The organism is Nostoc favosum CHAB5714, assembly GCF_020829495.1.
Classification (GTDB): Bacteria; Cyanobacteriota; Cyanobacteriia; order Cyanobacteriales; family Nostocaceae; genus Nostoc; species Nostoc favosum.
In genome coordinates this window covers 30,162-41,910 of sequence record NZ_JAIVFQ010000004.1, presented here as the reverse complement: position 1 = coordinate 41,910, position 11,749 = coordinate 30,162, and the positions used below count along the sequence as shown (strand labels likewise).

Annotated in this window: 11 protein-coding genes and 1 pseudogene; 9 read left to right on the top strand and 3 right to left on the bottom strand. The window is 44.0% G+C overall.

The genetic code is table 11. The features are described from left to right. Positions 1–29: 29 nt before the first annotated feature. The gene (locus LC586_RS04445) at positions 30–596 is read right to left on the bottom strand and encodes an SRPBCC family protein (protein WP_229483518.1); all 567 of its coding nucleotides are present in this window, start codon (positions 594–596) and stop codon (positions 30–32) included. 421 nt (positions 597–1,017) lie between these two features. Here LC586_RS04445 and LC586_RS04440 point away from each other — a divergent pair, with 421 nt between their 5' ends. The 3 genes from LC586_RS04440 to LC586_RS04430 all read left to right on the top strand — a co-directional run bounded on the left by LC586_RS04440 (position 1,018) and on the right by LC586_RS04430 (position 2,969). Beyond that, positions 1,018–1,212 (top strand): hypothetical protein, encoded by a 195-nt coding sequence (locus tag LC586_RS04440; RefSeq protein ID WP_100901319.1) that lies wholly within the window; start codon positions 1,018–1,020, stop codon positions 1,210–1,212. 307 nt (positions 1,213–1,519) lie between these two features. Beyond that, the gene (gene rd / locus LC586_RS04435; RefSeq protein ID WP_229483303.1) at positions 1,520–1,684 is read left to right on the top strand and encodes a rubredoxin; all 165 of its coding nucleotides are present in this window, start codon (positions 1,520–1,522) and stop codon (positions 1,682–1,684) included. Between the two features lie 49 nt (positions 1,685–1,733). Further along, on the top strand, positions 1,734–2,969 hold the full coding sequence (locus LC586_RS04430; RefSeq protein ID WP_229483302.1) for a BaiN/RdsA family NAD(P)/FAD-dependent oxidoreductase: 1,236 nt from the start codon (positions 1,734–1,736) through the stop codon (positions 2,967–2,969). A gap of 676 nt (positions 2,970–3,645) precedes the next feature. Here the strand turns inward: LC586_RS04430 and lpxD are convergent. After that, positions 3,646–4,698, bottom strand: coding sequence for a UDP-3-O-(3-hydroxymyristoyl)glucosamine N-acyltransferase (gene lpxD, locus LC586_RS04425; RefSeq protein ID WP_229483301.1), 1,053 nt, complete (start codon positions 4,696–4,698; stop codon positions 3,646–3,648). A gap of 413 nt (positions 4,699–5,111) precedes the next feature. Beyond that, positions 5,112–6,017 carry a CoB--CoM heterodisulfide reductase iron-sulfur subunit B family protein gene (locus LC586_RS04420; protein WP_229483300.1) on the bottom strand — a complete coding sequence of 302 codons (906 nt, stop codon included), beginning with the start codon at positions 6,015–6,017 and terminating at the stop codon, positions 5,112–5,114. 422 nt (positions 6,018–6,439) lie between these two features. On the opposite strand from LC586_RS04420, the gene acpP reads away from it, so the two are divergent. From acpP to LC586_RS04390, 6 genes and pseudogenes are all read left to right on the top strand, one after another. Next, on the top strand, positions 6,440–6,694 hold the full coding sequence (gene acpP / locus LC586_RS04415) for an acyl carrier protein (protein ID WP_229483298.1): 255 nt from the start codon (positions 6,440–6,442) through the stop codon (positions 6,692–6,694). Between the two features lie 259 nt (positions 6,695–6,953). Further along, complete coding sequence (fabF, locus tag LC586_RS04410) at positions 6,954–8,204, top strand: beta-ketoacyl-ACP synthase II (protein ID WP_229483296.1); 1,251 nt, start codon at positions 6,954–6,956, stop codon at positions 8,202–8,204. 112 nt (positions 8,205–8,316) lie between these two features. Then, on the top strand, positions 8,317–8,463 hold the full coding sequence (locus tag LC586_RS04405) for a hypothetical protein (RefSeq protein ID WP_229483294.1): 147 nt from the start codon (positions 8,317–8,319) through the stop codon (positions 8,461–8,463). Positions 8,464–8,637: 174 nt separating this feature from the next. Then, positions 8,638–10,665, top strand: a complete 2,028-nt coding sequence (tkt, locus tag LC586_RS04400) for a transketolase (protein WP_229483292.1) — start codon at positions 8,638–8,640, stop codon at positions 10,663–10,665. 125 nt (positions 10,666–10,790) lie between these two features. After that, positions 10,791–11,093 (top strand): hypothetical protein, encoded by a 303-nt coding sequence (locus tag LC586_RS04395; RefSeq protein WP_229483291.1) that lies wholly within the window; start codon positions 10,791–10,793, stop codon positions 11,091–11,093. Continuing rightward, positions 11,090–11,500, top strand: a pseudogene (locus LC586_RS04390) (type II toxin-antitoxin system VapC family toxin). Before LC586_RS04395 ends, LC586_RS04390 begins: the two are co-directional and overlap by 4 nt. Positions 11,501–11,749: the final 249 nt, after the last annotated feature.

Sequence of the window (11,749 nt, the reverse complement as noted above, 5' to 3'; positions counted from 1 at the left end):
ATTACGAACTACGAATTACGAATTACGAATTACGAATTACGTTGACCCTTACAAAGTACTTGTCGCATTTTACGCATATTTGCAGGTAACTCTAAATTCATTGCTTGTTGAATAAAAATTGATGGAATTGGAATAAGAGGTGTAGCTTGCACAGTATAAGCGAGTAAGGTACCGTTACCGCAATCTTTGAGTTCTAAATTGGCGTTAAAATCCTCAAAAGTCCCTTTTTCCATGCGAAATTGGATTTGTTGCCCCAGCACCTCTACAACGTTGAGGTAAATTTCAACTTGAGCTGTGAAAAAGAAAAAGGCTTTTTGTGCTGCTTGATACAGGCGTTTGACTTCGCCTTTGTGTAATATCTCGCTTTTAGTGATATCGGGAAAATATTGCACCCACCGGGGGTAATCAGTTAATTGCTGCCAGACTTGCGATCGCACCATCGGCACATACATCCAGGCTGTCACCGCGCCACCCCAGCTTTTGTGCGATCGCGTTTCTATTAAAATTTCACCCTGTACCAGCAACTTTTGCTTGTCTTGACTCCAAGCCATATCTGAACCTGCAATAATTGAGTCTGAGATATGAGACGCAGACATCATGATTTTAGTTACTCCTCAACTCATCCACCTAAATAGAGTTGAAACTACAAGCCATAAAACTTGATTTAGATCCAACCCATTAAATTTTAGTTCCAGTGTAATGCCTATCCTTTACAGTAACGGCGAGTTTTTGGTAATTATTTCAGTTATATTACTGGAAAAACTGTAGTTATTATCACAATTAACACAATCAATATTTAAGTAAACTTGATAATAGCGGTATTTATAAATTAAAAACTAAGTTATTAACAGCTAGAATGGCACAGACACGACCTAATATCAAGTACTTTACCCCAACGTTTGGATAGGATATCTCGATTTTTACGTGTTATTTCTGATGAAACTGCAACTTCATCGTAACTTCATATTTTATTGTCAATATCAAGTGTAATCTCTGTTGAGTTGAGAGGAAAAGTAGGTGAGTCAATCTTCTTTAAATCGTAGATTAATCCAGATTTTCGGTATCCTTCTCGGCATTAGCGTAGCCGTCTGGGTACTGAGAGGTTTTGGTATTCTCACTTTTATTCCAGGTGGAATAATTTGGCTACTGCTACTAGGGGCGATCGCGATCGCAATTATCAGTTACGTCCAAAGGACTTGGTGGCGTTTTTAGTCATTTGTCATTTGTCATTGGTCTAAGATACAAGAGTTTTTGGTATATACTGCGCCACTCCCAATACGGTTCGGTTAAGAATATTTGTAGGTTGGGTTGAACATTCGTGTTACCCAACAAATCCCACAATATGTTGGGTTTCGTTCCTCAACCCAACCTACACATTTTCATTTTTCGGGCTTAACCGAACCGTATTGGCGTTGGGTGGGCGTGGTTTCTCTTGGACTAATGACTAAGCCTATTTTGACTAACTACCAGAAGTATTTAATACTGAAGCAAAGCCAACAATTTACTAGAGGAAACGAACATGGCAAAGTATATATGTACTGTTTGCGGCTATGAATATGACCCAGAAGTAGGCGATCCAGATAGCGATATAGCGCCAGGAACAGCCTTTGAAAATATACCAGATGATTGGGTATGTCCGACTTGTGGTGCCACAAAAGATCAATTTGAACTAGTTGAAGAGTGAAGATAACGGCTAGCCTAGTAAAGTACGTGCTATTGAGAAATTTTAGAACTTGCTACCGTTACGAATCGTAGTTATTGGGGGTGGGGCAGCAGGATTTTTTGGCGCGATCGCTTGTGCTAAAGCCAATCCTGATGCCCAAGTTACTTTACTTGAAGCCAGTCGCCAACCCCTAGCGAAAGTGCTAATTTCTGGTGGCGGACGCTGCAACGTTACTCACGCTTGCTTTTTGCCTGAGGAGTTAGTGCAAAATTACCCTAGAGGTGCAAAAGCTTTGCGGGGTGCTTTGACTCGGTTTGGGACTCAAGACACAGTAGCTTGGTTTGCTGCTGGTGGAGTCTATCTAAAAACTGAAGCCGATGGCCGGATGTTTCCTGTCACCAATACTTCAGAAACTATTGTGGAATGTCTGATAAAAGCGGTGGCGACATCTGGTGTCAAACTCCGTATCGGTACACACGTAACTTCAGTGAGAACCGGAGCAGATGGGGGGTTTGATATTCTTCTGAAATCGGGAGAGACGATTCAATGCGATCGCCTACTTCTTGCGACCGGCAGCAGCCTGGTAGGTTATAAAATTGTCAAAGAGTTAGGTCATCAAATAGAACCGCCAGTACCCTCTTTATTTACCTTTAACATTGCTGATCCTCAATTGCGGGCTTTAGCTGGAGTTAGTGTTAACCCTGTACAATTGCGGTTATCTGCGGGCGGAAAATCCCAATTACAACAAACTGGGCCATTGCTAATTACTCACTGGGGTTTGAGTGGCCCCGCAGTTCTGAAGCTTTCTGCTTGGGGTGCGAGAGTTCTACACGAAAGGCGCTATCAAGCCACATTATTGATTAATTGGTTGCCTGATTTGCACCAAGAACAAGTGCGAGAAAAAGTTTTAGCAGTTAAAGATGAATGGGGAAAGAAAGCGATCGCATTGCATCGCGGCGTTGATCTCCCTCATCGTCTCTGGCAATATATCATTGCCCGTGTAGGCATTACCACAGAAGACCGTTGGGCGGAAATATCTAGTAAAACGTTAAATCAACTGGTGCAGGAACTTACTCAGGGACAATATTTAATCAGTGGCAAAGGAGCCTTTAAAGAAGAATTTGTTACCTGTGGGGGTGTCAACCTCAAAGAAGTCAACTTTAAGACGATGGAAAGTAGGTTAGTTCCTGGTCTTTATTTTGCCGGAGAAATCTTAGATATTGATGGCGTCACCGGTGGGTTTAACTTCCAAAGCGCTTGGACAACCGGTTATTTAGCAGGCATAGCAATGGCAACTAGCGACTAGTAGTCCGTCAAGCGAAGTTTGAAGGGTAAAGGAACGAACCGCACGCAAAGCGGCTTCCCGCAGGGTAGGACGCAAAGAGGAGGACACTTCCGTGGGCAGGTATCGTTATCCCTGTGAATTGAAGGCAGGGCTATTTCGTTCTAGACAGAAACCGCCCAGAACTGAAGTTCAGCGGCTCATAGCTAAAGTCCGTTAAAACGGACTAAGCTAATCGTCATTTATTTTTCTAGATTGATTCGCTTGTAGTAAGGACTTCAGTCCTGCTTTTATGCAACTTAAATGCTCATTAGCTTATAACGTTTTCTTAGTACAGCTTTGCGTAAATTCGTGGCGATTTGAGGGTTAAAGTTTAAACGCAGAGGGGCGCAGAGGCACAGGGAGAATTCGCTACGAATTAATGAAATGCTGTACTTAGTCGTCTAAAGACGACTTTCGCTATTAGACTCAGAATTCATTCTGAGGCGGACTAGATGAGAATGAAATAGCCCTGGAAATAAAGGGGAGGCAGGGGAGGCGCTTGAGGAAAGAGGGTTCTTGTTCAGTAATTCTTTTCTCAAGAACAGCTTCTCTTGCCGAACTGCTTCAAGAGCCTGCCTCAACCAATAAATTCCTTAACCGAACGGTATTGGGTCAGTATAATACTTTAACTGTTACAAAAATGTGGGTAATTACAACCTCACTCATTGCTATTTTTGGATTTACGTTGCAATTGTTTTAGCGATTGATACATATCTGGCAGGCGATTATAAACAGCACATACCTTGAGATATAGTTTGTAAGGAATGGCTGGAGATCCGCAGACAATTTCTCCTGGTGCAACATCGCTGTGAATTCCAGTTTGAGCAGATGTTATCGCTCCATCTCCTATCTTCACTTGATTGGCTATTCCTGTTTGTCCAGCCAAAATAACGCGATTTCCCAACTTCACACCTCCGGCCATGCCAACCTGACCTGCGATCGCACAGCCCGCACCAATTTGGCAACCGTGACCTATTTGCACTAAGTTATCAATTACTGTATTGCAGCCTACCCGTGTTTCTCCAACGGCTGGGCGGTCAATAGCACTGTTGCAGCCAACCTCCACGCCATCTTCTAAGACTGTATAGCCAGATTGTTCCATTTTCAACCAACCAGTACGAGTAGGAACAAAACCAAAGCCTTCTGCACCAATGACAGCACCACTGTGAATTACACAATCTGCACCGATGCGGGTGCGTTCGTGGATGGTACAGTTAGCGTGTAAGGTGGTGCGATCGCCTATTTTAGCATCTGGATAAATCACCACGTTGGGATGAATAATTGCCCCATCGCCAATTTCTACCCCTTGTTGAATCACAGCATGGGGGCCAATGTAAACATCACTACCAACTTTTGCGGTGGAGTGAATCACAGCAGTGGGATGAATTTCTGGGATAGGGCGATATGGTTGATAAAAAAGTGCGATCGCTTTGGCAAACAATAATCGCGGATCTGACGTTGCTAGCCAGACAATACCGCTCTCTTGTGCAAGCACCTGTAATTTTTCATCCTGGGGCAAAATTAAAGCACTAGCATTGGTCTTGCCGATAAAAGACCCAAACTTTGCCCCTTCTACATAGCTGAGAGTACCGATAGCAGCTTCATCAATAGCTGCTACCCCTATAATTTCTGGGTCATGGTCTGGGTTGCTAGTCAAGCTATGATTGGTAGCGGCATCACCAAATTGGCCGAGGATTTCGCTGAATTTCATTGTTGGGTATATTCAAAAGTAATTTCGTAGACGCATAGCATAGTGGAAGCGAGCGCGTTGCTGGGGTTCCCACGGCAGTCGCTCATGGGGGAAACCCCCAAGACTGCGCTGCCTCCCCGTTGTAGCAACTGGCAAACACAAACTAAATAGTACTAGTAGAGCGTGGCGGAAATGAAGATACCATTCTCAATCGTTCAAAGCCCTAAAATAAATGACTTTTGACTTTTGCGTAGCGGTACTAGCCCTTTCAAGGTGGGTAAAAATTTTGGTTAATAAATTCCTCTTTAAGCTCTTTACTCTGTGTCCTCTGCGCCTCTGCGGTTTAAAAATAATTTATTTAACCTTATTAGGCGCAGAGAGCGCTGAGAAAAAACAATCTTATTTTACGAGTCATCTTCAAAGGGCTAGTCCTACTAAAATCCTAATTTCTCCAATACTGGCTTTGTAGAAACAACGTGGCGATCTAAACCCAGTTCTTTTGGACTAACCCCAAGTGCCAAAGCAATCAACTGGGATAAATGCAGTACTGGTAAACCTAACTTTTGCTCAATCACCTTTTCCACCTCTGGCTGACGCGAATCTAAATTTAAGTGGCACAAAGGACAAGGTGTAACTATACAGTCAGCACCAGATGTCAAAGCGTCCTGAATATGCATCCCCGCCATCTTGAAAGATTGGGTAGTGGCATAACTAGCAAGGGGCCAACCACAACATTGTGTCCGGCCTCGGTAATAAATTGGTGTTGCACCCACCGCCCGAAACATATTTTCCATCGCTTCCGGTTTGAACGGGTCATCATAGGGCATAGATTTTTGGGCGCGGAGGAGATAACAGCCATAAAAAGCCGCGCATTTTAATCCAGTTAACTTCCGGGTGACACGTTTGGTAATTTCCTCTAAACCGTAATCTGTCACCAAAGCGTAGAGAAGATGTTTAACGTCGGTACTGCCGCGATAAGGTGAACAGCCTTCTTTATCCAGTAAGCCATTAACCTGTTGAATGTACGCCGGGTCAGAAGTCTTACATTCTTTCAGGTGTTCGTTCACATGACCGATAACGCCTTGACAAGTGCTGCAATGGGTAAGTAAGGGCAAATTTAATTCTTCTGCTAGGGCAATATTTCTGGCGTTGACTGTATCTTCCAGCAGTTGCGAATCTTCTTTAAATGTGCCAGAACCGCAGCAGGCAGCTTTTTTAAGTTCAACTAGTTCAATACCCAGTGCTTGGGTAAGCGCTTGAGTTGACTGGTAAAGTTCCCGACAGGCCCCTTGAGCAACACATCCAGGAAAATAAGCGTATTTGAGTGTCTGAGATAGCATAGAGGTATGTTTGGGTTAGAGCGATCGCTCTAAAACAATAACTGTTTTATTATTCCTTGTTAGCATTTAAGCTCTGATGTTTGACGTTCACCGTCTCTTTAACCGTCTAGGTTCAAAGCCGCAGCGTCTGTATATTCTGATTGCTAGCAAGGCTGTAAATACTGAGCGAGACATTGTAAAAAAAGTTAGTAATAATTGGACAACCGAAACATTTACATCCTGTTGGCAATGGCATAGTCCGCTCCTATACCCAATTCTAAGAAAATTTACCCCCACTCTTTTGAGGAACGGGAGGAGTTTTCTAACAGAAAAACCCTTAGTAGTATACGGGCGATCGCGCTTGACGATAAGATGTATATGCTCAAAACAATGTCTCCCATAAAGAGCAGAACCTAGCAACTGGTTAAGGACTTTTATTATTTATGAGCCAAACGGAACTTTTTGATAAGGTCAAGAAAATCGTCACCGAACAACTGAGTGTTGAAGATGCTGACAAAATCACTCCCCAGTCCAAATTTATGGAAGATTTAGGAGCAGATTCCTTGGATACTGTTGAACTGGTGATGGCCTTGGAAGAAGAATTTGATATCGAAATTCCCGACGAAGCTGCCGAGCAGATTTTAACGGTTCAAGACGCAGTAGATTACATCAATAACAAAGTTACCGCATCAGCTTAAAAAAGTTTTGAGTCTTTGAAGTTTAGATGGCAATGCCATGCCCCCTCTGGGCATCTAGGCAAAAACCACTGCTTTAACTTTTCACTGAGTGCTGAGAGACGCGATTAACCCTTGTCTGTACAGGGTTTAGGAGTTAGAGTTTTAGGAGGCAAAAGTTCGGAGTTTTCTCCATCTTTGGGTGCTTCCAAAACTCAGAACTCAGACTCAGAACTCAGCACTGTTTAATGCCTGCTGCTTTTTCGCCACCTTTAACTGAATCATGACAGATTATACACGTAAACGCGTTGTTGTAACTGGTGTTGGCGCGATTACACCTATCGGTAACACAGCAACAGAATATTGGGATGGATTATTGAGTGGACGCAATGGCATTGACTACATCACATTTTTTGATGCGTCTCGCCATGATTGCCGCCTTGCTGGTGAAGTAAAAAACTTCGATCCACATGATTACTTGGAGCGCAAAGAGGCCAAGCGCATGGATCGATTTGCCCAATTTGGGGTTGCGGCAGCAAAACAGGCTTTAGCTAACGCGCAGTTAGTTATTAATGAACTGAATGCAGAACAGGTAGGTGTCATGATCGGTTCTGGCGTTGGTGGCATTAAGGTATTAGAAGACCAGCAAACTATCTACCTCAACCGTGGGCCTGATCGCTGTAGTCCATTCATGATACCGATGATGATCGCCAATATGGCAGCAGGATTAACGGCAATTCACACGGGTGCTAAAGGGCCAAATTCCTGCCCAGTAACTGCCTGCGCTGCTGGCTCTAACGCTGTAGGCGATGCTTTTCGCTTAATTCAAGGGGGATATGCCCAGGCGATGATTTGCGGCGGAACAGAGGCAGCTGTGACACCATTATCGATGGCTGGGTTTGCCGCTTGCAAAGCCCTCTCTTTTCGCAATGACGATCCGGCTCATGCTTGCCGTCCCTTTGACCGCGATCGCGATGGATTTGTCTTGGGTGAAGGTTCAGGAATTTTAATTCTCGAAGAACTGCAACACGCCCTCAGTCGCGGCGCTCACATTTATGCCGAAATGATCGGCTATGGTATGACCTGTGACGCTTACCATATCACTTCCCCTGTCCCTGGTGGACTTGGAGCCGCTAGAGCAATAGAACTAGCACTCAAAGATGCCAACATAACTCCTGAACAGATTAGCTATATTAATGCTCACGGCACTAGTACCCCAGCTAATGATTCAACTGAAACCTCAGCAATCAAAAAAGCTTTGGGAGAACATGCCTATAAGGTGGCAATTAGCTCCACCAAATCTATGACAGGTCATTTATTGGGCGGTTCTGGAGGTATTGAAGCAGTCGCAACAGTACTGGCGATCGCTAATGACCAAATTCCACCGACAATAAATCTGGAAAATCCCGATCCAGAGTGTGACTTAGATTACGTGCCTAACTTTAGCCGCGCTCAAAAAGTTGAGGTAGCAATATCCAATTCTTTTGGGTTTGGCGGTCATAATGTCACACTGGCCTTTAAGAAATACGTTTAAAAGAATTCAGGAGGCAGGGGAGCAGGGAGCAGGGAGCAGGGGGAGATGAGGGGGATGAGGGGGATGAGAGGGATGAGGGAGTGAGGAAGTGAGGGACAAGAATTAATAACCAATGCTCAATGCCCAATGCCCCATGCCCAATGCCCCATGCCCAATGCCCAATGCCCAATGCCCAATGCCCAATGCCCAATGCCCAATGCCCAATGCCCCATGCCCCATGCCCCCTGCCCAAAGTATCATAGATATCATTCCGATATAACTAAGCGTTCAGCATGACCCAATTATCAGCTTGATTTATCACCAGAAACTCAGGAGATCCCGCTTGTCCATCGACAAGCGGGAATGGGATGATGAGGATACTGTGGGGAATCTAAAATAACCCCAACAAGAGAAGCTACGAAGAGTGCTAACCCGTCGTTAAAAACAAGAGATTATGACTGTTGCAACCCAATCCGCCAAAGAATTGTCCGTCGAAGAACTGGCTATTAACTCGATCCGCTTCTTGGCTATTGATGCCGTAGAAAAAGCAAAATCGGGACACCCAGGACTACCAATGGGCGCGGCTCCGATGGCTTTTGTCCTCTGGGATCGCTTTATGAAGTTTAATCCCAAGAATCCCAAATGGTTTAACCGCGATCGCTTTGTCTTATCAGCCGGTCATGGCTCAATGTTGCAGTACGCCCTACTGTACCTGGCAGGCTACGATAGCGTCACCATTGAAGATATCAAACAATTCCGTCAATGGGAATCCAAAACCCCAGGACACCCCGAAAACTTCATGACCCCAGGCGTGGAAGTCACAACTGGCCCCTTGGGTCAAGGAATCGCCAATGGAGTTGGTTTAGCGATCGCCGAAGCACACCTTGCCGCTAAATACAACAAACCCGATACCAAGATTGTTGACCATTACACCTACGTAATTTTAGGTGACGGTTGCAACATGGAAGGAATTTCCGGTGAAGCTTGTTCTTTTGCAGGACACTTGGGATTAGGCAAACTCATCGCTCTGTACGACGACAACCACATTTCCATCGACGGTTCCACAGATGTGGCATTCACCGAAGATGTTTCCAAGCGGTTTGAAGCTTACGGTTGGCACGTCCAACACGTCGAGGATGGCAATACCGATTTAGAAGCGATCGCCAAAGCAATTGAAGCGGCTAAAGCTGTCACCGATAAGCCTTCTTTCATCAAAGTAACAACCATTATTGGTTACGGTTCCCCCAATAAAGCAAACACTGCTGGCGTTCACGGCGCTGCCCTTGGTGGAGACGAAATAGCATTGACTCGGAAAAATTTGGGTTGGGAATACGAGCCTTTCGTAGTACCCGAAGAAGCCCTCAACCACACACGCAAAGCAGTTGAGCGCGGCGCAAACTACGAAACCGAATGGAACAAAACCTTTGCCGACTACAAAGCTAAGTATGGCCAAGAAGCGGCTGAATTTGAACGTTACCTAAGCAGCAAACTACCCGACGGTTGGGATAAGGTACTACCCACCTACACCCCCGAAGACAAAGGACTGCCCACCCGCAAACACTCAGAAACCTGCCTCAACAAACTAGCGACAGTTTTACCTGAATTGATTGGTGGTTCGGCTGACTTAACCCACTCCAACTTGACCGAAATCAAGGGCAAAGGCGACTTCCAAAAAGGGCAATACGAAAACCCCAACATCCACTTTGGTGTGCGGGAACATGCTATGGGCGCAATCTGTAATGGTATAGCGCTACACGCTTCGGGATTAATTCCCTACGGTGCTACCTTCTTGATCTTCACAGATTACATGCGTGCTGCTATCCGCTTATCTGCCCTTTCCCAAGCTGGGGCGATTTGGGTGATGACTCACGATTCCATTGGACAAGGTGAAGATGGGCCGACACACCAACCCATTGAAACTCTAGCTTCCTTGAGAGCTATTCCTAATTTAACCGTGTTTCGTCCCGCAGACGGTAACGAAACCTCTGGCGCTTATAAAATAGCGATCGAGAAAGCGAAGCAAAACGCTCCGTCTCTGTTGGCGTTCACCCGTCAAAACGTTCCCAACTTGGCAGGTACATCGGTTGAGGGTGTGGCGAAGGGTGGATACACCGTGGTTGATAGCGAAGGTACACCTGATATCATCTTGATTGGTACTGGTTCAGAATTGAGCCTTGCCGTCAGCGCAGCCGAAAAACTTAAGGCTGAAGGTAAGAAAGTTCGTGTCGTCTCGCTACCTTCATGGGAACTGTTTGAAGCACAGGATGCGGCTTATAAAGAGTCCATTTTGCCGAAAGCTGTCACCAAGCGTTTATCTGTAGAAGCTGGCGCTAGTTTCGGTTGGCACAAATATGTGGGTACTGAAGGCGATTGTGTTAGTATTGATCGCTTTGGTGCTTCGGCTCCAGGTGGTGTTTGTTTAGAGAAGTTTGGCTTTAGCGTTGATAATGTGTTAGCTAAAGCTAAACAATTGTTGGGTTAATAGCAACAGAATATTCTCAAAATAGTGTCGGGTGGGCTGAAAAGCCCGCCTTTTTTTTCGCACAGAGGAGGGCTGAGGGAGATTGTTTATAATTGAGGTAATTGATTAAATATTGGTAGGAAGTTATGCAAGAAGTTTTTAGCTATCATCAGGAACTTATCAATCGGATATCGCCAATTGTGGAAAATTTATTTAAAGGTAATAGTTTATATCAAGTAAAGTTAAACCAACGGGAAATTATCCAAATGTTAGTTGAACTATTTGGGAAATTCTCACCAGAAGAAATGAGAGAAATTAAAGATGATGATTTAATAGACAGAATTGATAGTATTTTAGTTTTCGAGGCAGTTTCAGGTACGTTAAATGATTTAACACCGGAGCAAATAGCTATTTTTGATGCAGCAGTAGAAGGAAGACCAATAAGGTGAGTTATTTACTAGATTCAAATATTGTTAGTTATATTTTGAAGAGAAATGTAATTGTAGACCAGAAGTTTCGAGAAGTCCGTCGTCTGAAGCAAGATGTTTTTATTAGTTGTATAACTTACTATGAAGTAAAACGAGGTCTTTGAGCTATCAATGCAACTAGACAGTTAGCTGAGTTTAATAAATTTTGTCAAACCTATAAAATTTTATTAATAGATGATTTAGAGATTATTGAGCTAGCGTGTGAAATATATGTGGACTTACAACGCAGGGGTTTTACTATCCAAGAACAAGATATATTGATAGCGGCTACAGCGATCGCACGCGGTTTAATTTTGGTTTCCAATGATTCTGATTTGCTGAGAGTGCAGGGGATTAATTTAGAGAATTGGGCAAGAATAGAACCTTGAGTTGGGTGTAGTGACAACAAAGCGATCAGTCTGAGAAATGCAAGATTAATGGGGAGTTTGTTAATTACTTAATAGTAGAGAAATTCACGTTTTCTAGTAAATATGTAACGAACTCTTTTTGTTTTACAATTGTATTGATTGATAATGAAGGAGGAGAATTTATGTACCTATCTGTCAACGCAATTAGTTCAAATAATGTTTGATTAATAATTTCGTATTGTAATTCAACTTGTAACATTTTCTCTATAT

Excerpts from the sequence above, each read along its gene's own strand:
- LC586_RS04445 (WP_229483518.1), bottom strand. The coding sequence starts at position 596 with ATGTCTGCGTCTCATATCTCAGACTCAATTATTGCAGGTTCAGATATG.
- rd (WP_229483303.1), top strand. The coding sequence starts at position 1,520 with ATGGCAAAGTATATATGTACTGTTTGCGGCTATGAATATGACCCAGAA.
- lpxD (WP_229483301.1), bottom strand. The coding sequence starts at position 4,698 with ATGAAATTCAGCGAAATCCTCGGCCAATTTGGTGATGCCGCTACCAAT.
- LC586_RS04420 (WP_229483300.1), bottom strand. The coding sequence starts at position 6,017 with ATGCTATCTCAGACACTCAAATACGCTTATTTTCCTGGATGTGTTGCT.
- acpP (WP_229483298.1), top strand. The coding sequence starts at position 6,440 with ATGAGCCAAACGGAACTTTTTGATAAGGTCAAGAAAATCGTCACCGAA.
- fabF (WP_229483296.1), top strand. The coding sequence starts at position 6,954 with ATGACAGATTATACACGTAAACGCGTTGTTGTAACTGGTGTTGGCGCG.
- LC586_RS04405 (WP_229483294.1), top strand. The coding sequence starts at position 8,317 with ATGCTCAATGCCCAATGCCCCATGCCCAATGCCCCATGCCCAATGCCC.
- tkt (WP_229483292.1), top strand. The coding sequence starts at position 8,638 with ATGACTGTTGCAACCCAATCCGCCAAAGAATTGTCCGTCGAAGAACTG.
- LC586_RS04395 (WP_229483291.1), top strand. The coding sequence starts at position 10,791 with ATGCAAGAAGTTTTTAGCTATCATCAGGAACTTATCAATCGGATATCG.